17 protein-coding genes are annotated in these 21,228 nt (G+C 60.2%); 9 read left to right on the plus strand and 8 right to left on the minus strand.

Annotated elements, in window-relative coordinates:
• Positions 1-130: 130 nt before the first annotated feature.
• The 3 genes from KW848_RS03240 (at position 131) to KW848_RS03250 (ending at position 3,556) form a co-directional block, all read left to right on the plus strand.
• On the plus strand, positions 131-403 hold the full coding sequence (locus KW848_RS03240; protein ID WP_002552737.1) for an HU family DNA-binding protein: 273 nt from the start codon (positions 131-133) through the stop codon (positions 401-403).
• 233 nt (positions 404-636) lie between these two features.
• Positions 637-2,508 carry a SurA N-terminal domain-containing protein gene (locus KW848_RS03245; protein ID WP_218535681.1) on the plus strand — a complete coding sequence of 624 codons (1,872 nt, stop codon included), beginning with the start codon at positions 637-639 and terminating at the stop codon, positions 2,506-2,508.
• Between the two features lie 229 nt (positions 2,509-2,737).
• The gene (locus KW848_RS03250; RefSeq protein ID WP_218535683.1) at positions 2,738-3,556 is read left to right on the plus strand and encodes a DUF2242 domain-containing protein; all 819 of its coding nucleotides are present in this window, start codon (positions 2,738-2,740) and stop codon (positions 3,554-3,556) included.
• 352 nt (positions 3,557-3,908) lie between these two features.
• Here KW848_RS03250 and KW848_RS03255 read toward each other — a convergent pair whose 3' ends face one another.
• The gene (locus KW848_RS03255; protein WP_218535687.1) at positions 3,909-4,949 is read right to left on the minus strand and encodes an AraC family transcriptional regulator; all 1,041 of its coding nucleotides are present in this window, start codon (positions 4,947-4,949) and stop codon (positions 3,909-3,911) included.
• A gap of 3 nt (positions 4,950-4,952) precedes the next feature.
• Positions 4,953-6,083 carry a carbon-nitrogen hydrolase family protein gene (locus KW848_RS03260; RefSeq protein WP_218535689.1) on the minus strand — a complete coding sequence of 377 codons (1,131 nt, stop codon included), beginning with the start codon at positions 6,081-6,083 and terminating at the stop codon, positions 4,953-4,955.
• Between the two features lie 208 nt (positions 6,084-6,291).
• Between KW848_RS03260 and KW848_RS03265 the strand changes: the two genes are divergently transcribed.
• Entirely contained in the window at positions 6,292-8,331 is a 2,040-nt protein-coding gene (locus KW848_RS03265) for an FAD-dependent oxidoreductase (protein ID WP_218535691.1), read from the plus strand.
• Positions 8,332-8,502: 171 nt separating this feature from the next.
• Positions 8,503-9,420: a 1-aminocyclopropane-1-carboxylate deaminase/D-cysteine desulfhydrase gene (locus tag KW848_RS03270; protein WP_218535694.1), complete on the plus strand. Its 918-nt coding sequence runs from the start codon at positions 8,503-8,505 to the stop codon at positions 9,418-9,420.
• Positions 9,421-9,430: 10 nt separating this feature from the next.
• On the opposite strand, the gene KW848_RS03275 is transcribed toward KW848_RS03270, so the two are convergent.
• The 3 genes from KW848_RS03275 to KW848_RS03285 form a co-directional block, all read right to left on the minus strand.
• Positions 9,431-9,979 (minus strand): cytochrome b, encoded by a 549-nt coding sequence (locus KW848_RS03275; RefSeq protein WP_218535697.1) that lies wholly within the window; start codon positions 9,977-9,979, stop codon positions 9,431-9,433.
• A 186-nt stretch (positions 9,980-10,165) separates the two neighbouring features.
• The gene (gene phnX / locus KW848_RS03280) at positions 10,166-10,993 is read right to left on the minus strand and encodes a phosphonoacetaldehyde hydrolase (protein WP_218535700.1); all 828 of its coding nucleotides are present in this window, start codon (positions 10,991-10,993) and stop codon (positions 10,166-10,168) included.
• 152 nt (positions 10,994-11,145) lie between these two features.
• Positions 11,146-12,255: a 2-aminoethylphosphonate--pyruvate transaminase gene (locus KW848_RS03285; protein ID WP_095128895.1), complete on the minus strand. Its 1,110-nt coding sequence runs from the start codon at positions 12,253-12,255 to the stop codon at positions 11,146-11,148.
• Positions 12,256-12,364: 109 nt separating this feature from the next.
• Here KW848_RS03285 and KW848_RS03290 point away from each other — a divergent pair, with 109 nt between their 5' ends.
• On the plus strand, positions 12,365-13,228 hold the full coding sequence (locus KW848_RS03290; RefSeq protein ID WP_218535702.1) for a LysR substrate-binding domain-containing protein: 864 nt from the start codon (positions 12,365-12,367) through the stop codon (positions 13,226-13,228).
• Positions 13,229-13,339: 111 nt separating this feature from the next.
• On the opposite strand, the gene KW848_RS03295 is transcribed toward KW848_RS03290, so the two are convergent.
• On the minus strand, positions 13,340-14,212 hold the full coding sequence (locus KW848_RS03295) for a LysR family transcriptional regulator (RefSeq protein ID WP_111449071.1): 873 nt from the start codon (positions 14,210-14,212) through the stop codon (positions 13,340-13,342).
• 268 nt (positions 14,213-14,480) lie between these two features.
• On the opposite strand from KW848_RS03295, the gene KW848_RS03300 reads away from it, so the two are divergent.
• Entirely contained in the window at positions 14,481-15,806 is a 1,326-nt protein-coding gene (locus tag KW848_RS03300; protein ID WP_218535704.1) for an MFS transporter, read from the plus strand.
• Between the two features lie 69 nt (positions 15,807-15,875).
• Positions 15,876-17,267: an FAD-dependent oxidoreductase gene (locus KW848_RS03305; protein ID WP_218535706.1), complete on the plus strand. Its 1,392-nt coding sequence runs from the start codon at positions 15,876-15,878 to the stop codon at positions 17,265-17,267.
• A 3-nt stretch (positions 17,268-17,270) separates the two neighbouring features.
• Here the strand turns inward: KW848_RS03305 and KW848_RS03310 are convergent, their stop codons facing one another.
• Positions 17,271-18,695: a type VI secretion system Vgr family protein gene (locus KW848_RS03310; RefSeq protein ID WP_218535708.1), complete on the minus strand. Its 1,425-nt coding sequence runs from the start codon at positions 18,693-18,695 to the stop codon at positions 17,271-17,273.
• Positions 18,696-18,927: 232 nt separating this feature from the next.
• Between KW848_RS03310 and KW848_RS03315 the strand changes: the two genes are divergently transcribed.
• A complete protein-coding gene (locus KW848_RS03315) occupies positions 18,928-19,635 on the plus strand; it encodes a YebC/PmpR family DNA-binding transcriptional regulator (RefSeq protein ID WP_008148440.1) in 708 nt (235 codons plus the stop codon).
• A 159-nt stretch (positions 19,636-19,794) separates the two neighbouring features.
• Here the strand turns inward: KW848_RS03315 and KW848_RS03320 are convergent, their stop codons facing one another.
• Positions 19,795-21,108: a leucine-rich repeat-containing protein kinase family protein gene (locus KW848_RS03320; protein ID WP_218535710.1), complete on the minus strand. Its 1,314-nt coding sequence runs from the start codon at positions 21,106-21,108 to the stop codon at positions 19,795-19,797.
• Between the last annotated feature and the right edge of the window lie 120 nt (positions 21,109-21,228).

Here is a 21,228-nt window from a genome sequence, read left to right on the forward strand (position 1 = left end):
GGCTTGTTGACAGCTTTTTAGAGCCCTTGTTATAAAGCGGCTCTTAAGTGTCTGTAGGCCATTCAGCACTCGTTTTTGCTTTCACCAAAAAACTTAGAATCATACTCAAATAGATATAAGGGGACTTAGAGTGAACAAGTCGGAACTGATTGATGCTATCGCTGCATCCGCTGATATCCCGAAAGCTGCTGCTGGCCGTGCGCTGGACGCTGTAATCGAATCCGTCACTGGCGCTCTCAAGGCTGGCGACTCTGTTGTTCTGGTTGGTTTCGGTACCTTCTCCGTCACTGATCGTCCAGCTCGCATTGGTCGTAACCCACAGACCGGTAAGACGCTGGAAATCGCAGCAGCCAAAAAACCAGGTTTCAAAGCCGGTAAAGCACTGAAAGAAGCTGTCAACTAAGTTCGATTCAGGTTTTTGCCTATCCGGGTCGGGGTCATGCCTGACCTGGCAGCGGAGCGGTAGTCCAGTCGGCAAGTCGTCGATCCGAGACGCCGAGGCTCGCAAGTTCGAGTCATCGGTCCGCTCCGCCAGTTACGAGAAGGCGCATCCTCGGATGCGCCTTTCTTCTATCCGGATTCTACCCACGCTCCACGGTTGCCTAATTTTGAAGTTCAACCGTTTCTGGGGGACGCATGCTGCAGAATATCAGGGACAATTCACAAGGCTGGATTGCCAAGACCATTATCGGGGTCATCGTTGCACTGATGGCTTTGACCGGTTTCGACGCCATCTTCAAGGCCACGACGCACCAAAATGATGCGGCTAAGGTTAATGGCGAAGAAATCAGCCAGAACGAGCTGAGCCAGGCGGTCGATATGCAACGCCGTCAGCTCATGCAACAGCTGGGCAAGGATTTCGATGCTTCCTTGCTCGACGAAAAAATGCTGCGCGAATCGGCCCTCAAAGGCCTGATCGATCGCAAGCTGCTGCTGCAAGGCGCAGAAAACTCGAAATTCGCTTTCTCCGAAGCTGCTTTGGACCAGGTGATCCTGCAAACGCCTGAATTCCAGGTTGATGGCAAGTTCAGCCCTGAGCGTTTCGACCAGGTTATTCGCCAACTCGGCTACAGCCGCATGCAATTCCGCCAGATGCTGGCTCAGGAAATGCTGATCGGTCAGCTGCGCGCGGGTCTGGCAGGTAGTGGTTTTGTCACCGACGCACAGGTTCTGGCATTCGCCCGTCTGGAAAAACAGACCCGCGATTTCGCCTCCCTGAACGTCAAGGTTGACCCGGCGGCTGTGAAGCTGACGGACGATGAAGTCAAAGCCTACTACGACGAACACGCCAAGGAGTTTATGACCCCGGATCAGGTGGTCATCGATTACCTGGAGTTGAAGAAGGCTTCCTTCTTTGATCAGGTCAGCGTCAAGGATGAAGACCTGCAAGCGGCGTATCAGAAAGAAACCGCGAACCTGTCGGAACAACGCCGGGCCGCGCACATTCTGATCGAAGTGAACGACAAGGTGACCGAGGCGCAAGCCAAGGCCAAGATCGAAGAGATCCAGGCACGTCTGGCAAAAGGCGAGAAGTTCGAAGCCCTGGCCAAGGAGTTCTCCCAGGATCCTGGTTCGGCGAACAACGGCGGTGACCTCGGCTATGCCGGTCCTGGCGTCTACGATCCAGCCTTCGAAACAGCGCTGTATGCGTTGGCCAAGGATCAGGTCTCGGCACCGGTCCGCACTGACTTCGGTTTCCACCTGATCAAGCTGTTGGGTGTCGAAGCACCTGAAGTGCCGACGTTCGCCAGCCTGAAAGACAAGCTGACCCGTGAACTGAAAACCCAGCAGGTCGAGCAGCGTTTCGTCGAGGCGACCAAGCAACTGGAAGACTCGTCGTTCGAAGCCTCCGATCTGGCTCAGCCGGCGCAGGACCTGAAGCTCACTGTTCATACGTCCAAACCGTTCGGCCGCGAAGGTGGTGAAGGTATTGCGGCCAACCGTGCCGTGGTCACTGCTGCGTTCAGCCCTGAAGTGCTGGATGAGGGTGCCAACAGCACCGCCATCGAGCTCGATCCGGAAACCGTGATCGTGCTGCGCGCCAAGGAGCACCTGAAGCCTGCGCAACTGCCGCTGGAAAGCGTCGCTGCAAGTATTCGCGCGCAATTGACCAAGGAGCACGCCAGTGCTGCCGCCAAGACCAAGGCTGAAGAGCTGATCGCCAGCCTGCGCGATGGCAAGACTGCGCTGGACAAACCGATCGACGGTCAGAGCTGGAAAGTGACCCAGGCAGCTACTCGTGGCCAGGAAGGGGTTGACCCAACCGTGCTGCAGGCGCTGTTCCGCATGCCGAAGCCCGCCGCCAAGGACAAGCCGACTTTCAGCAACGTGACCCTGGCCGATGGTAGCCTGGTGATTGTGCGTCTGAACGGCGTGAACGAAGCGGCTGCGCCGACCGAAGAAGAGAAGGCTCAATACCGTCGCTTCCTCGCTTCGCGCATTGGCCAGCAAGACTTTGCGGCCTACCGCAAACTGCTGGAAAGCCAGGCTGAGATCAAACGCTTCTGATGCCTGACTGAGTTTTGCGCTGCACAAAGACCCCGGCCGAAAGGCTGGGGTTTTTTATGGGTGAAACGAAAGCCGCGCGGGTTACCCGTCGCCTGAGTATTTACCGTGCGACTTTTTCCTGTAAATGACAGTCAGTAGACTTGTAACTGTTTTAAGACACTAATCGATACTCCGCTAAGCATCGATCTGTTGCACAATACGCCCCGGACCGTTTTCCTCAGGATGTTCAATGTTTAAATCAATTCCCATGCGTGTTGCAGGGCTGGCGTTGGTGCTGGCCGCCGCGGCCGGTTGCTCGTCGAAGAAAGCCCCTATCTACGAGCATGAGAACTTCGATGACTCTGGAACGTTTTCGCGCAGTTACCCGGTGACTGATGCGCAGACGTGCGAAGCCGCCCGTCGGGCGTTGCTCAGCCAGGGCTACATCATCACCAGCGCCGACCCGAAACTGGTCAGCGGACACAAAAGCTTCCAGCAGACCGGCGAGACCCACATGGAGATCAGCTTCAGTGTGGTCTGTGCCGATGACGGCAGTGAGGGGCATCACGCGACCATGTTCGCCAACGCCCTGCAGGATCGTTATGCGCTGAAGAAGACCAACAACTCCGCCAGCGTTGGTGTGGGTGTGCTGGGTTCTGTGTCGATGCCGATCGGTTCGTCCGACGACTCGATGGTCAAGGTTGCCAGCGAAACCGTATCGTCGCCCAAGTTCTACGAGCGTTTCTTCACCCTGGTCGAGTTGTTCCTGCCGCCGGAAGCGAAAAAGGCCGCGCACATCAAGGATAAGCCGAAACCCGATCTCGGCGTGCCTGAAGCCAAGGCCGCACCGGCTCCGTTGGCGCCGTCTGCGGCACAACCTGCACCGGCGCCTGCCGAAGGTGCTCCAGCAGCCTCTGAGCCTATAGCTCCACCGCCTGAAGCCGCTCCGATTGCTCCGGCCGGGAACGCCGAGCCGGCATCGACCACGGAAACGGTCACTCCGCCGCCCCAATCAAGCCTGCCTCCACCCACCGAGCCTATTTCGGCCATTCCTGTATCAGGCGAGTAATCGTGCTCTGACGCTGCGGGATCAGGTCGGACGACACCGATCCCGCAGCGGCGCTTTTAAATTGACCCACGTCAACCCAGGCCGTTGTCCTACGGCCCGTATCGAAAAAATCCTGTGATAAATTCCTGACCGCCTGCTACGTTTTATTAAGTAGCTGCTGAGCGGCGTGCCTGCGTCATTTTTCTTTCACGTGGGCACTTTATGCTCGGGGCGCTGGTCATTTATTCAGGCGTTTTTTTCAACGAGCTGTGGGGGATTCAAAATGGACGAATATCAAGAAGAGCTGCTCGAGTATCAGGCGTTTGAACTGGACCCGCTGGAACCGGCCGAAGACGCTACCGAGCTGTAAGCGTCAAGCGGATTGGCGATGACTGCGGCGAAACTCGCCGGGAGTCTGGCCGCTCCAGCGTTTGAAGGCCCGTTGAAAGGCTTCGGCTGAGGCAAAACCCAGTAGGTAGGCGATTTCTCCGAACGCCAGTTCGGTATCGCGGATGTAGGTCATGGCCAGGTCGCGACGCGTGTCATTGAGGATCGCGCGAAATTGCGTGCCTTCCTCGGCGAGTTTGCGACGCAAGGTCCAGGTTGGCAGCTTCAGGCGTGCCGCCACTTCTTCCAGGTCGGGTTCCCGGCCACCATTGAGCAATGGCCCCAGTAACTGAGTGATACGTTCACGCAGGCTACGGGTGCGTGTCAGTTGCTCCAGTTCCCGCTCACACAGTTGCAGCAAGTGTCGCCAGGTGCTCGGGCAGTGTTCCGGGTTGCGCTGGGCGAGGCTGGCGAGGCTCAAGCGCAGTTGATTGTGCTCACTGCCGAACTGGATCGGGCAGTCGCCCAGCACGCCATAAGCCATGCGGTAATCCGGCTCTTCGAACTCGATCTCGATACGTTCGGCCCGCAACGGGGCAGGGCTGATGCTGGACAACTGCTGTAACCAGCCAGCAATGATCGAATCCACCACGAAGCGGTTGTAGGCGTTGTAAGGGCTGATGGAATAAAACCGCAGCCAGGCGCCTTGGGCGTCTTCGTGAAAACTCGATTGACCGCGATAGTTGGAGCCATACAAGGCTTCGAAGCGAATCAGGCAGCGCGCGGCTTCTCGCACCGTTGGCGCTTGAGCGGCCGTGACCCCGGCCAGGCCGACCTGGCTCAGGCGACTGAGCTGACCCATGCGCAAGCCAAGTGCCGGGTTGTCAGTCAGTTGAATGGCGCTGTGGCCCAGGCGCATGTAGCGCGGGATCGAGAGCCGGGCGCCCGCTTCGCTGAGGCGAGCCGCGTCGAGGCCGTATTGTTCGAGCAGCGGCTGAGGATCTACACCGTGGCTGCGCACGGCGTCGGCCAGGCTATGAACAAAGCCCACCGACAGATCACCGAGGCGCATCGGCAATGGTTTCATCGGTTACAACCAGAGGTTCAGCAAGCGCGCGCCACTGGCATTGCCGTCGGCGAACTGCTGCCCGTTGCTGCTGAGAAAACTTTGACCGGCGCTGCCCTTATCCCAGAACTGACCACGCAGGAACACGCTCATGCCGGCGATTGCCTGGCTGCTGGGCGGTTTAGCGGTGAGTGTCAGACGATGCCAGGCCTGACCCTCGCTGAGCTCCCCGGCCTTGAGACTGACCGAGCCGGGCGTCGACAGCCCCTTGTAACCGCGCCACGGTTTGTCCCAGGTGCCGCGCCCGACCACAAACGCCGGGACCGCGACGAACTGCGCACCCTGGTCGTCGAGCTTGCGGTAATTGTCCGGGTACCAGCTGTCGCTGCCGATCAGCACGCCCAGGCGTCCGGCCGGGGTATCGACGACGTTGAGCGTATGCTCGCCGTTGGCGGCGATGACTTCATGTTCGTCGAAAATCGGGTGCATCTGGCGCTGGGGCTGGCCGATTGGCAGGCCATCGCGACCGAACACCACGCTGCTGTTGTACAACGCGCCGCGGCCGATTTTCAGGGTGCCGTCGATGATGCTGGGCTCGGGCAGCACGATGGAGCCCGCCACCAACGTCACATGGAATTCTTTCGCCAGACCACCAAACAGCGCCTGGTAGTCCTTGGCCATGCCTTTGGCCTTCATGCGCAGGTGCGCGTCGTCCAGACGTTTTTCGCCCTCGGCGCTGATCAGTGCGCGGACGAACTTCAGTGGGTTGCTGACCGCCAGCCAGTTCATGGCCTCCTTGAGCGTGGTGGCCTGGTACAGCTCATCTTTCTCGCCGCTGACCATCAACCAGGTGCCGACATGTTCGGGCAGGACGACGATGGTTTTTTCATTCAGCAGGCCCTGGTCCCGGGCCTTCTGCAAATAAGCCGCCAGCTTGCGGTGCAGGCGCTCGGGGCTTTGATAGTCGGTGGGAAACAGCTCGGGCTGGATGCCCAGCAAATTGCCGCGATCAGCGGGTGTGCCTTGGTCGACCGCGAGGTTGATGCGCAGGTCCGACAGGTAATGACCCACCGGACGGTCCGCGGCCCACATGGCGTAGGTCGTAAGGGCAGCAATCAATGCCATGGAGAAGGTCAGGTACAGAAGTTTGCGCATGGGAAACGGTCAACGGCCGTGTGCAGGATTCGCGACTAGGGTAGGGCGCATACCGGCACTTGCCAAGGGGCGCTGCACATTTGGATCAATAAGTTGTCAGTTACGGTCATTGAGTGATGGCGGTGTGACTCTTAGTCTGTCCAACATGACTGATGGGGGCCGTAGAGCTCCTGCACTTTTTCCGTGATCGCTCGATGTGGAGTTACCGATGGCCGCCGCTCATTATCCGCACCTGTTGGCCCCGCTGGACCTGGGTTTTACCACGCTGCGCAATCGTACCCTGATGGGTTCGATGCACACTGGTCTTGAGGAAAAGCCCGGCGGTTTCGAGCGCATGGCGGCGTACTTCGCCGAACGTGCCCGCGGCGGCGTTGGCCTGATGGTCACTGGCGGTATTGGCCCGAACGACGAGGGCGGGGTGTACTCCGGCGCAGCCAAACTGACCACCGAGGAAGAAGCGCTCAAGCACCGGATCGTCACCCGCGCGGTGCACGAGGCCGGGGGCAAGATCTGCATGCAGATCCTTCACGCCGGGCGTTATGCCTACAGCCCGAAACAGGTCGCCCCGAGCGCCATTCAGGCGCCGATCAACCCGTTCAAGCCAAAAAAACTGGACGAGGAAGGCATCGAGAAGCAGATCAGCGATTTCGTCACCTGTTCGACCCTGGCGCAACAGGCCGAGTACGACGGCGTCGAGATCATGGGCTCCGAAGGTTATTTCATTAACCAGTTCCTCGCCGCCCACACCAACCACCGTACTGACCGCTGGGGTGGCAGCTATGAAAATCGCATGCGCCTGCCGGTGGAAATCGTCCGTAGGGTGCGCGATGCGGTAGGCCCGAACTTCATCATTATCTTCCGCCTGTCGATGCTCGATCTGGTGGAAGGCGGTAGCAGCTGGGAAGAAATCGTCACGCTGGCAAAGGCCATCGAGCAGGCCGGCGCGACCATCATCAACACTGGCATCGGCTGGCACGAAGCGAGGATCCCGACCATCGCCACCAAAGTGCCGCGCGGCGCGTTCAGCAAAGTCACGGCCAAGCTGCGTGGCTCGGTGAGCATTCCGCTGATCACCACCAACCGGATCAATACCCCGGAAGTGGCCGAGCAGATTCTGGCCGAAGGCGATGCCGACATGGTCTCCATGGCGCGGCCGTTCCTCGCCGACCCGGACTTCGTCAACAAGGCCGCGGCCGGCCGTGGCGATGAAATCAACACCTGCATCGGCTGCAACCAGGCTTGCCTCGATCACACCTTCGGCGGCAAGTTGACCAGTTGCCTGGTGAACCCGCGCGCCTGCCATGAAACCGAACTCAATTACCTGCCGGTGCAGCAGATCAAGAAAATCGCGGTGGTCGGTGCCGGCCCTGCGGGTTTGTCCGCCGCGACCGTGGCGGCTGAGCGTGGTCATCAGGTGACCCTGTTTGATTCGGCCAGTGAAATTGGCGGCCAGTTCAATATCGCCAAGCGTGTGCCGGGCAAGGAAGAGTTCTTCGAAACCCTGCGCTACTTCAACCGCAAACTGCAGACCACCCACGTTGAGGTGTGCCTGAACACCCGCGTCGACGTGGCGAAACTGGTCGAGGGCGGTTACGACGAGATCATTCTCGCCACCGGCATCGCGCCAAGAACCCCGGCGATTCCGGGTGTCGAGAACGCCAAGGTGTTGAGCTACCTGGACGTGATCCTTGAACGCAAACCGGTGGGCAAGCGCGTCGCGGTGATCGGTGCCGGCGGTATCGGGTTCGATGTCTCGGAGTTCCTGGTTCAACAAGGCGTGGCCACCAGCCAGGATCGCGAGGCGTTCTGGAAGGAGTGGGGCATCGATACGCATCTGCAAGCGCGCGGCGGTGTCGCCGGCATCAAGGCTGAACCTCACGCACCGGCGCGTGAAGTGTTCCTGCTGCAACGCAAGAAATCCAAGGTCGGCGATGGTCTGGGTAAAACCACCGGCTGGATTCACCGCACCGGTCTGAAAAACAAGCAGGTACAGATGCTCAACAGCGTCGAGTACCTGAAGATAGACGACGAGGGTTTGCACATCCGCATCGGCGAAACCGGCGAGCCGCAGTTGCTGCCGGTGGACAACATCGTGATCTGCGCCGGGCAGGATTCGCTGCGTGAATTGCACGAGGGGCTGGTGGCGGCCGGGCAGAACGTGCATTTGATTGGCGGCGCGGATGTGGCGGCGGAGCTGGATGCCAAGCGTGCGATCAACCAGGGTTCGCGTCTGGCGGCTGAGTTGTAACCCCCAGGTTTAGCGTGCCAACGGCCTTCGCGAGCAAGCCCGCTCCCACAGGTTCTGTGTTGTTCACAAATTTTGTGACCGATACAAAACCCCTGTGGGAGCGGGCTTGCTCGCGAAGGCGTCCATTGAGCGGCTAGACTGCTGGATCTATCCGAGCACAATCAGGCGCCAATGCTTTCCCCTCCAACCGATTGGCTACCCCAGGCCCCCCTCGTATCCCTTCATCTCGGCTGGCTGACCAACGCTGGCATCGAAGTCGCGATCCTGCGTCTCGACCAGATCGACCCGCTGATCAGCGGCAACAAGTGGTTCAAACTCATCGAGCACCTGAAAGCCGCTGACCGGGTCGGTGCCGAAGGCATCATCAGTCTGGGCGGTGCCCACTCCAATCATCTGCATGCATTGGCCGCGGCGGGTAAACGTTTTGGTTTCACCACCGTTGGCCTGCTGCGCGGTCATCCGCAAGAAACGCCGACGGTGAAAGACTTGCAGGCGTTCGGCATGCAGTTGCATTGGCTGGGTTATGGCGGTTATCGCGCGCGGAACGAGCCGGGTTTCTGGTTGCCATGGCAGGCGCAGTATCCCGACCTGCATCCTGTACCGGAAGGTGGCGGCGGTTTGCAGGGAGCAAAGGGCTGTATGCAGCTGAGGGCAATGGTCAGCGAGCAACTGAACGGTCTGGGCTGGAGCGACTACGACGGTTGGTGGCTGGCCTGCGGAACGGGCACCACCCTGGCTGGTCTGGTGCTGGCCGAGGCGGGTGAGCACCCGGTGTATGGCGCGCTGGCGGTGCCCGACGATCATGGGGTTGCGCAGCAAGTCGAATCAATTGTGCAAGAAGCGGGTTTACCGGATCGCGCTTATGAATGGTTCAGCGCCAGCCGTGGTGGTTTTGCCAAAATCGATCCGCTGTTACTCGAATTCATCGATCAGACCGAACAGGCCAGCGGCATTCCCCTCGAACCGCTGTACACCGGCAAAGCCCTGTTGGCGCTCAAGCAGCAAGTAGAAGCGGGAAGATTCGAAAGCGGCACGCGCCTGATCTTCGTCCATACCGGCGGTTTGCAGGGCCGCCGGGGTTTCCAGTGAGCGGCGGGACTCACCCGCGCTTGGGCATCATCCGCAGCAAGGTGTTATCACCCACGACATAGTGGTGATAAATCCCCGCTACGGCGTGCAGGCCGATCAGCCAGTAACCAATGGTGCCGCCGAGTTCATGCCAACCCTGTATCTGCTTGGCCAACGCCTTGTCCTCCGCGACCAGCAATGGCAAGTCGAAGCCGAAGAACATCACTTGGTGACCCTTGGCGCTGGTGACCAGCCAGCCCAGAATCGGCATGGTGATCATGAAAATATACAGCGCCCAGTGCATCAGTTTGGCCAGCACGACCTGCCAGTGAGGCGAGGCCGGGAAGATTTTCGGTGCCGGGCCCAGGCTTCGAGCGAATAGCCGCAGCCAAACCAGGACAAACACCAACAAACCCAGCATGAAGTGCGATTCGGTGATCAGCGTCCGGCCGCCACTGCCTTTTGGAAAGATCCCGCGAAATTCGATACAGGCATAAACCAGCGCCAGCAGGACCAGCATCAACCAATGCATCGCGATCGATACGGTGCTGTAGCGTGAGTCGGAATTCTTCCAGGGCATACGGTGTTCCTCACAGGTCAAGTCGAGCCACCGCTCTTGTTCGACGGTGTGCTTTAACTGTAATCCGCTTTGGTGGATTTGCCTGTGGCTATTTGGGCGTGCAATGCTCTGGATCAAGTGGTTGGCCACAAAAAAGCGCCAGTTCCGTTAAGAAACTGGCGCTTTTTTATGCTGCGACAGGCGCAATCAGCTGGTTTGTGGCATCTCGCCCTTGGCCAGACGCTTGTTGATATCGGCGATCACCTCCGGCAAATCGGTGATGGTGTCGATCATGTAGTGCGGGCGTGAGCCTTCGAACATCCCGTGGATGCGCTTGCGTTCGCTGTCCAGTTGGTCGCTGCCGAGGGCGCGGTAACCTTCATAGTCCAGGCCCAGCGCATTACCGGAACAAATCAGCGCCACGGTCCACATGCCGGCGCGACGACCTTCAAGAATGCCTGGCACGGTGTCGTCGACCTTCACGCAGGCCGCGACATCATCGATCCCGAGTGCAATCACGTTGGCCAGCGCCTGGGCCGGCCATGGGCGACCGTTGGGCACTTCGTCGGTGGCGACCACGTGATCGGCGACGTAGCCGTTGGTGGCGGCCAGTTCGACCACCTTGTCCATGACCTGTTTCGGGTAGCCGGAGCAGGAACCGATCTTGATTCCTTGCTGGCGCAGGTTGGCGATGGTGTCCAGCGCGCCCGGAATCAGCGCCGAGTGCTCGGCGATTTTCTCGATTTGCAGGGGCATGAAGCGTTTGTAGATGGCGGTGACGTCATCGTCGGTCGGCGTGCGGCCGAACACGGCGCGATAACGTTCGGCCACTTGCGGCTGATCGCACAGGGTGCGGATGTGGTCCCACTTACCCATGCCCATCGGGCCGCGGGCTTCTTCGATGGACACCTGGACGTCGAATTCAGCGAAAGCTTCGACAAAAATCTGCGTTGGGGCGAAGGAGCCGAAATCGACCACGGTGCCAGCCCAGTCGAGGATGGCGGCTTGCAGTTTGGTTGGGTTTGTATAGTTCATGGTGATCAAATCCTGTGGCAACTGGCTAATAGAGGCGCTGTTTTTTGTGGGAGTGAGCCTGCTCGCGATAGGGCCCTGTCAGTCGACATCAAGGGTGAATGTCAGGCCGCTTTCGCGAGCAAGCCCGCTCCCACAGGGGATTGCGGTGTGAATCAGATTTCGAGGACTTCCATCTCGCGCAGTACTTCGGCGATTGCCGCCACCGCCGCGTGCATCTCGTCCTGGTTGACGTGGCCGATGCAGCCGACGCGGAAGGTTTCGACCTGGGTCAATTTGCCGGGATAAAGGATGAAACCCTTGGCCTTGACGCGTTCGTAGAATTCCTTGAACTGGTAACGCGGATCTTTCGGCGCATGGAAAGTGACGATGATCGGCGCCTGAATCGCGGCGGGCAGGAAGCTGCGCAGCCCCAGTTTGGCCATGTCATCGAGCAGCACCTGGCAGTTGTTGGCATAGCGCTGATGCCGGGCGGGCAAACCACCTTCTTCGTTGTACTGCAGCAGGGCTTCGTGCAACGCCGCGACCACGTGGGTCGGCGGGGTGAAGCGCCATTGGCCGGTCTTGGCCATGTAGGTGTGCTGATCGAAAAGGTCCATCGCCAGCGAGTGCGAGTTGCCGGCGGCATTGGCCAGCGCTTCTTTGCGAGCGAAGACAAAGCCCATTCCCGGCACGCCTTCCAGGCATTTGCCCGAGGCGGCGATCAGCGCGTCGAACGGCACCTGTTGCGCATCGATCGGCAAGGCGCCAAAGGAGCTCATGGCGTCGATGATCAGGCGTTTGCCGTGTTGCGCGATGACGTGGGCGATTTCCGGCAGCGGGTTGAGGATGCCGGTGCTGGTTTCGCAGTGGATCAGCGCGACGTGGGTGATGCTGGCGTCGGCACGCAGCAGGCGGTCGACGTCGGCGGCGGTGGTCGGCTCGTCTTCGGCGGTTTCGAAGGTGCTGAAGGAGCGGCCGAGCACTTCGCAGATTTTCGCCAGGCGTTTGCCGTAGGCGCCATTGATCAGCACCAGGACTTTGCCATCGCGAGGCACAAGCGTGCCGATCGCCGCTTCGACCGCGAAGGTGCCGCTGCCTTGCAGCGGCACGCAGTGGTGGCTGTCGCCGCCGTTGATGATCGCCAGCAGTTGTTCGCACAGACTGGCGGTCAGTTGATTGAAACGGTCATCCCATGAACCCCAGTCGACCATCATCGCCTGACGGGTGCGGGCCGAAGTGGTCAGTGGGCCGGGGGTGAGCAGGATGGGTTCGGCAGTACTCATTCTCGTGTCCTCGCAATCGATGGGATGAAGCTACGGGGCTTAAATTGCAATTTGCTGTGCTATCAATCAAATTGTTTGTTGTTATGCCAGCCATCAGTGAGGGTTATTCATGAACCTGTTCCAGCTCCGCGCATTCGATGCGGTGGCCCGCGAGGGCAGCTTCACCCGGGCCGCCGCGCGACTGTTCATCAGCCAACCGGCGGTCACCGGGCACATCAAGGCGCTGGAGGAGCATTACCAGATCACCCTGTTGCGGCGCACCGCACGACGGGTGGAGCTGACGGAGGAGGGCACCAAACTGGCCGCGATCACCCGGGCAATGTTCGGTCTGGCCGAAGAAGCGCAAGTGATGCTGGAAGCGAACCGGCAGTTGCTGACCGGGCGTCTGGAGGTGGCGGCGGACGGGCCGCACATGGTCATGCCGATGCTCGCCAGTTTGCGCGCGCGGTATCCCGGCATTACCGTGAACCTGCGGCTGGGCAATGCACAGGAAACCCTGGCGGCGTTGTTGTCGGAGCATGCCGACGTGGCGGTGCTGACCGAGGTCGAACCGCGCAAGGGGCTGCATTTGCAAGACTTGAGCGAATCACGGATTTGTGCGCTGGTGCCCGACGGCCATCCCTGGGCGCAGATGTCCAAGGGGGTGCCGCTCAAGGCGCTGGATCAGGTGATCATGGTGTTGCGCGAGCCCAGTTCGATCACCCGGCGCACTTTCGACGAGGCGTGCGCAGCGGCGTCGGTTAGTCCACGGGTGTTACTGGAGCTGGACAGTCGCGAGGCGGTGACCGAAGCCGTCGCCGCAGAGTTAGGGGTTGGCGTGGTGTCGTCGGTGGAGGTCAGTCATGACCCGCGGGTGGCGGCGGTGCCAATTCTGGGTGAAGGGTTGGTTAACCGACACATGATTGGCTGCATGGAGCGGCGGCGGGATTTGCGCTTGATACAGGCGTTTTTCGATTTGGCACCCGCCCGATAAACCGAGGCGCGGCCTTCGCGAGCAAGCCCGCTCCCACATTTGATCGCATTTCTCCAGGAAGAACTCGGTCAAATGTGGGAGCGGGCTTGCTCGCGAAGGGGCCGGGCCTGCCTACACAAGGCTTTCGCGTACCATCTCCAGAAACGTCGCCACCACCCGCCGCGAACTCTGCTCGCGCAAGCACACCAGTGTCTCGGTCAATCGCCGTTTGCAGTCGGTAATCGGCAGCGCGCAAACCCTGGAATCTGCACCGAACTCGGCGGCCGACACCACACCGACACCAATCCCCACCACCACCGCCTCACGCGCCGCTTCCCGGCCTTCAACCTGAATCGCCGGGCGGATACGTAAGCCTGCCTGAGCCATTTCTTCTTCCAGCGTTTGCCGAGTCACCGAGCCGATTTCCCGCAGCACCAACGGCGTGTCATCCAGATCCGCGAGGCAAATCGACTCGCGGTCGGCCCACGGATGATGGCGCGAAACGAACGCCACCATCGGGTCGTTGCGCAGCGGCAACGAGATCAGACGCTCGTCACTCACCTCCCGGCCCAGCAGCGCCAGATCGGCCTGGTAGTTGAACAACCGGAACAGCGATTCGTCGGTGTTGCCAGTTTCGATCTTCACGCTGATGCCGGGGTAGCGCTCACAAAAGCGAGCAATCTGCGGCAACACATGCACTGGCGCATCCACCGCGAGAATCAGGCTGCCGGTTTGCAAGGCCCTGGAGTCATGCAAGAGCTCCTGCGCCTCGGCCTCGATAACGAACAATCGTTGAGTAATGCTCAGCAACCGCTCGCCCAAATCCGTCAGCCGGACCGAACGTTTGTTGCGGTGGAACAACAGCACACCGAAGCGCTCTTCGAGCTTGCGCACTTGGTCGGAAATCGCCGGTTGCGTGAGGAATAGCCGCTCGGCGGCTTTGGTGAAGCTTCCATGGACGGCCACGGCGTGGAAGGCTTTGAGCTGGGCGTGGGAAACCGACATCGAAACCTCCAGTAACAAGCTGAGCTTATATTGGAAATACGATAAATCGATTTCACTTATTAATCAGTAATTGTTTTTATCCACCTCAGCCCCGGTGACTGGTCAGTCGAACAGCGTCGGCGGCCATGAGCCTGTGCGTGCAACAGCAGGACTCATCTGACCGATATCGCCAAAGGGAAGCCGCGATATCGAAGTGCTCAACAATAAAAAAACAGGCGTTATTTCTCAATTTCTGCCGGCACACTCACACCCTGAGGTCAGAACCACCATGAACAAGCACATCGGCACCATCAAGCGTTGGCGCGTGCAGATCTTCGCGATCACCTGGCTCGCTTACGCCGCGTTCTACTTCACCCGCAAAGCTTTTTCCGTGGCAAAACTGGGGATCGCCGAAGACCCCACCTTCATGCTCGACAAAATGGCCATGGCCAACCTCGACGCCATCTACCTCACGGCTTATGCCATCGGGCAATTCACCTGGGGCATCCTGGCCGACCGCTTTGGCCCAAGGGTCGTAGTGTTTGGCGGGTTGTTGATTTCAGCGGCAGCAGCCTTGGTGATGGGCAGTTTTGCGACGTTGCCAATCTTCGCTACCTGCATGTTGATTCAAGGGTTTGCCCAGTCCACCGGCTGGTCCGGGCTGTGCAAGAACCTCGGTAGCTTCTTTCCCGCCGAGCAGCGCGGGCGGGTGCTGGGGTTGTGGAGTTCCTGCTACGCCTTTGGTGGGTTGGTGGCTTCGCCGTTTGCTGGCTGGTGGGCGTATACGCTGATCGGCACCTGGCATGCGGCGTTCTTTTCCAGTGCGGCGGTGGTTGGGCTGGTCGCCGTGCTGTTTTTTATTTTTCAGCGCAACAAACCCGAAGACGTTGGCTTGCCGGCGGTGGAACCGGAGCCGCAGCTGACGGCGCAAGAGGCCGACGCGCAAAGCAAGATCAGCATTCTGGAACCGTTAAAGGAAATTTTGCGCAACCGCACCGTGCTGGTTCTGGGCCTCGCGTACTTTCTGCTGAAACCGGCGCGCTACGCGATTCTGCTCTGGGGGCCGGTGATCGTCTTCGAGCAGATGCCCTCGGTGGGCAAGGTCGGCGCGGCAATCATTCCGACCGCATTTGAACTGGCCGGGTTGCTTGGGCCGATCCTGCTGGGGCTGGCTTCGGACAAACTGTTTGGCGCCCGACGCATGCCGGCGTGTGTGCTCAGCCTGTTGGCGCTGACGGTGACCCTGGCGTTGTTCATGGGCGCCCTGCATACCGGCAGCGTGATGCTGGTGGTGGCGCTGCTGTTCGTCATGGGCCTAACCCTTTATGGACCGGACTCGATGATCAGCGGCGCGGCCGCGATCGATTTCGGCACCGCCAAGGCGGGCGCCACAGCGGCCGGTTTCGTCAACGGTTGTGGTTCGGTCGGGGCGATTCTTGGCGGATTGCTGCCGGGCTACTTCGACTCGGTCACTGTGTTCATCGTCTTCGCCGGCTGCGCGCTGTTCTCGGCCCTGGTGCTGATCCCGCACTGGAACAGCCGCCCGGCTGGCCTGCGTGCCGAAAGCGCTTTCGTGCCTAACCAACGGATGACTGTAAAACCTCTGCGTAGCTGAACCCCTTTCCCTCGCGGCTTGCTGCGCCTGCGGCAGGCTAGCGGGTGGACATCTGACTGGAGATTTCCAATGAGACCCTTTTGGCTGGACCAGGCCCTGAAGGCCGATGTATCCGACACCTGTCCGGCACTGGAAGGCGACACCCGGGCCGAAGTCTGCATCGTCGGCGGCGGCTACACCGGGCTGTGGACAGCGATCATGCTCAAGGAACAGAACCCCGAGCTGGATGTGCTGCTGATCGAGGCCGATATCTGCGGCGCCGGCGCCAGTGGGCGCAACGGTGGTTGTGCGCTGTCGTGGTCGGCCAAGTACTTCACCCTTGAACGGCTGTTCGGCGTCGAAGAAGCGGTGCGACTGGTCAAGGAGTCGGAGCGCAGCATCCATGCCATCGGCGCCTTTTGCGAGCAGTACGCGGTGGACGCCGATTACCGCTTCGACGGTACGCTCTACACCGCCACCAACCGTGCCCAATGCGGCTCGACCGATGCCGTGATCGCGGCGTTGGAGCGCAATGGCATCAACTCTTTCACCCAACGGCCGGTGGCCGATGTGCAACGCATGGCCGGTTCCAGCAAACATCTGGAAGGCTGGTTTTCCCCGGCGGCGGCCAGCGTGCAACCGGGCAAACTGGTGCGCGGCTTGCGCCGGGTGGCCTTACAACTCGGGGTGAGGATTCACGAGCACACCGCCATGACTGGGTTGCAGGAGGGCAAGCCTGCGGGGATACAAACCCTCAACGGCACCGTTCGCGCGGATCGCGTGGTGCTGGCGATGAACGCCTGGATGGCCCGGGCGTTTCCACAGTTCGAGCGCAGTGTGGCGATTGTTTCCAGCGACATGCTGATCACCGAACCGCGACCTGATCTGCTCAATGAGATCGGCTTGACCAGCGGCGTCACCGTGCTCGATTCGCGGATTTTCGTGCACTACTACCACAACACTCCGGACGGCCGAATCATGCTCGGCAAGGGCGGCAACACCTTTGCTTACGGCGGGCGAATGTTGCCGGTGTTCGATCAGCCATCGCCCTATGCCGGTTTGTTGCAGCACAGCCTGAGCGAGTTCTTCCCGGCGTTTGCCCAGGTCAAGGTCGAGGCGACCTGGAACGGTCCGTCTGATCGCTCGGTCACCGGTTTACCGTTTTTCGGTCAGATGAGTGCCAGCGGCAACGTGTTTTATGGTTTCGGATACTCCGGCAGCGGGGTTGGCCCGTGTCATATGGGCGGGCAGATTCTCGCCTCGATGGTTCAGGGACTGGACAACGCCTGGACCCGTTCGCCTCTGGTCAACGGACCGTTGGGCTTGTTTCCGCCAGAACCGATTCGTTACCTCGGCTCCCTGATGGTGCGCAACGCCATTCGCCGCAAGGAACGCGCCGAGGATCACGGGCGCCGGCCACGGCATCTGGATGTGCGTCTGGCGAAGTTCGCGGCGGCGGCCGGCAAGGCCGACAAGGGCTGAGTGTCAGGGCATGAGGTCCGAGCGATTGACCAGCCAATCGAGCAGCAAGTGGCTATCGCGGCGTGGCTCGGGAACAGGCCGGGTGCGTGGGTGATGGCCCATGCCGACGCACAGCACCGGCCGGTCCGGATCACTGTCGAGAAAACTGATCAGGACGTCGCTGCCGCCCGTTGGCAGGTTGCACGGGTTAATACGAGCGTCCGGCGCTGCAAGGGCCACCGGTAGCCAGAGTCCGGCAGATTCAAGCGGATCCGCTTGCGCTGTTGGCCACAGCCCGACCTGTATTCGACCTCGATCATCCAGCGCCGCTGGCTGCCCGGCAGGGCCCAGCACCCGGGCGGGCTGATAGCCCGGGATGCTCGGCCTGGTCTGTTTGAGCGCCGGCCTGAATACCGTTGACCAGGGAATGGCGGTGAACTGATTGCGGTAATGGCGGACAGTGACGGGTTTGTCGGTGGCAAGAATCGAAGGTTGTTGGCCCTGATGTCGGGTTTCGGTGAGTAGCCACTGATCGTTGAAATTCGCCAGTGGATGTTCTGACACTTGCACTATCCGTGCGCTGCGCAGTGCGCTCTGGTTGCTTTGACCGTGGATCTGCAGGTGCTGGCAACGCAGACGTTCCAGTTGTCGTCGGCTCAACTGATCGCGATGGATGTACTCGGCCGCGGGCCGGACCCTCAGCGGCAATGGTTTGCTGAAAGCGTGGTTGGCCGCTCCCTCGTCAGGTTTTTGCGAGCCACGGTTCCTGGCCTCCAGTCGTGAGGGAAAGGGCGGCGAGTCATGGCGCTGGAACAACTCACTGATCACCGGCACGTCACTGTCGTCGGGCGCGTTGCCCTGGAAAGGCGTAAGGACGGGGTCCTGGGGGAAGCTCAGGCTGTCATCGGCCAGGACCAGCACATGCCCGTCGCGCTGATGTTCGAAGTGATAGTGAATGCCTTCTTCTTCGCACAGCCTTTGCAGCAATGCCAGATCGCTCTCCTCGTACTGAATGCAAAAAGGCCGGACGGGATAGTGTTCGTTCGACAATTCAAAGCGATAGCTCCCTAAGGGCACATCATGTTCCTCCAGCAGTTGGCGCAGGATCATCGGTACGCTGAGGTGATGAAAGACGCGGCGTGAACGCTGCCGGTCGAGCCATTGAAGGTAGGGCACCAGCACCAGTTTGTAGCCGATCCGGTGTGGGCCGCGATGCTCGCGACTGGCTCTGTGAAGTACGCCATGAATACCCTGGCCCTCCATCAGGCTGAGGAACACCGGCTGCTGCAGCAATCGGTCGAGGTTCATGGCCGGTGCGAGGCCGATCGCTTCGATGTCGAATCGATAGGGCTGGTTGAGGGCTTCTCGGCCACTGAATTGCAACACCTGCAAACTCAAATCGCCGTCGAGAAGTGTCAGGGTTAAGGGACTTTCCTTGTCGTTGTGCATCGAGCGCGCTTCTGCCATGGAATTCGGGCGCAGAGGGTACGAAACCACAGCCCTTTATGGTCACCGCAAATCGAAGTTTCAGAAACGCCCTACAACTGCCGGTGAAGATGTCGATTGGTCATGCGGGTAAACAGGGTGGATTTTTTGGTCGATTGCCAACTTTAGGGCGTATAAACTTGCGCCATGCGTCGGCCAATAGATGTCTCGGCGCCATAGATCAAGAGAGTGAGTAATGGGCGCACAGTGGAAGGTTAAACACAAAGAAGCGGCATCTAACGCCAAGGGCAAGATCTTCGGCAAACTGGTAAAAGAAATCACCATCGCGGCCCGAAACGGCGCCGATACTGCCACCAACGCACACCTGCGCCTGGTGGTCGAGCAGGCCAAAAAAGCCTCGATGCCCAAGGAAACCCTGGATCGCGCGATCAAGAAAGGCGCGGGCCTGTTGGGTGAAACCGTGCAATACCATCGCGTGACCTATGAAGGTTTCGCACCGCATCAGGTGCCGCTGATCGTTGAATGCGTGACCGACAACATCAACCGCACCGTCGCTGAAATCCGCGTTGCGTTCCGCAAGGGCCAATTGGGCGCTTCCGGTTCGGTAGCGTGGGACTTCAACCATGTCGGCATGATCGAGGCGTCCCCGGACAGCCCTGACGCCGATCCGGAAATGGCCGCCATCGAAGCCGGCGCCCAGGATTTCGAGCCAGGTGATGAAGAGGGCACGACCCTGTTCCTGACCGAGCCTGCGGACCTGGACGCTGTGCAGAAAGCCCTGCCCGAGCAAGGGTTCACCGTGTTGTCGGCCAAGTTGGGTTACCAGCCGAAAAACCCGGTCAGCGGTCTGAGCGATGAGCAGATGGCTGAAGTCGAAGCCTTCCTCGAAGGCCTCGATAACCACGATGACGTGCAGGACATGTTTGTCGGGTTGGCGGGGTAATTTGATTTTTCAGTGACACCGCTTTCGCGAGCAAGTCGAATCGTCGCACCGCCGCTCCCACATTTATCTGTGTTAAACACATATTTTGCTATTAACAGAGATTAAATGTGGGAGCGGCGGTGCGACGATTCGACTTGCTCGCGAATGACCGCGTAGCGGTCACCGATTTTCCAGTATTCGCACAATCTCCGCGAACCCCGGTCGCTCCAGCACCTGCGGCTGACAGCAGCGCTGCTGCAATTGCTCCAGCTGCACACGACCTTCATCGCTCAACCCTGAGTCGATCCGCTCCAACAATTCCCCCAGCAAAACACCAAACGCCCGCACTTCTATCCGTTGCAGCGCACGGCTTTCAAGGCTGTCCGAGAGGGCATGGAAAGACGCGGCGCCAAAATCCCCCAGCAGACAATCACCGTGCTCGTTCCACAAAATGTTGTGGCCGTAGAGGTCGCCGTGGGTGATGCCATGCTGGTGCAAATGTTCGGCTGCCGAGGCGATGCCACAGGCGATCCGCAATGCCACGCCAGCGCTGAACCGGGTGTCGTTGGCGTAAACGTCGCGGGTGCATGACGCCAGGCTCGGCAGCCCGGCCAGATTGCGGTAGCTCGGATCGATCAATTGCATTACCAGCCCGGCCTGGGCTTCTGGATGTTCGACGACTCGCCCTTCAACCCGGATCAGGTTGGGGTGACAACCTGCGGTGATGCAGGCGTTCATTTCGTGCAACGGCGAGCCATCGCTGGTCATTTCGCCTTTGTAGAGTTTGACCGCGACCTGTGTGGCCGGCTGGTCCGGTCGATCCCACATGGCCCGATGAATCACTCCTGAGGCGCCTTCGCCCAGTTGCTGCTCCAGTCGCAGTTCAGGCCAGGGAATGCGGGGCGTGGCTTCGAGAGCGGCCGCATCGGCTTCGGTCTCCAGCGGGTTACCGGCGTACGCCAGCCAGGTCAGGCTGGGCAGGGACAGCAGCCACTCGGGCAACTCGCTCAACTGATTGGCGGCGATGCGGATCAGTTCGAGTCGATGGCAATGACGCAAGCTCTGCGGCAAACGTTGCAAGCGGTTGCCAGCCAGCATGAGTTTTTGCAGGTGCGGGCGTTCACCCAGCTCGGCCGGCAGTTCAGTGATGCAGTTATCGGTCAGGATCAGCCAGCGCAGCAACGGTGGCAGGGCGGCGCCTGGCACGTGCTCGATGCGGTTGGCCTTGAAGCCAATCATCGTCAGCGCGGCGCAGTGGCCCAGACAGTCGGGCAGTTCGGTGAACAGATTGTCCGAGCAGAACAACACGCGCAAACGGGTCAGGCGGTGCAAGTCGTCCGGCAGACTGCTCAAGGCATTGCCGCTGAGGTTGAGGACTTCCAGCGAGTCCGCCAGGTCGAAGATTTCTCGCGGAAACTCCGTCAGGCCGCCGGTGAGGTCCAGGCGGGTGATGCCCGACAGTTGGCCGGCGCGCAGTTGGGCAAGGGTATCCATGAACAGATTCACTCTTGATCGAGAGGAGGGCGCGGAGGCCTGGAAACGGGCGACATGATACCGGCAAATGTGTGGTGACTGTCAGGCCGCCTTCGCGAGCAAGTCGAATCGTCGTACCGC

This window comes from Pseudomonas sp. PDM25, from assembly GCF_019219045.1.
Classification (GTDB): domain Bacteria; phylum Pseudomonadota; class Gammaproteobacteria; order Pseudomonadales; family Pseudomonadaceae; genus Aquipseudomonas.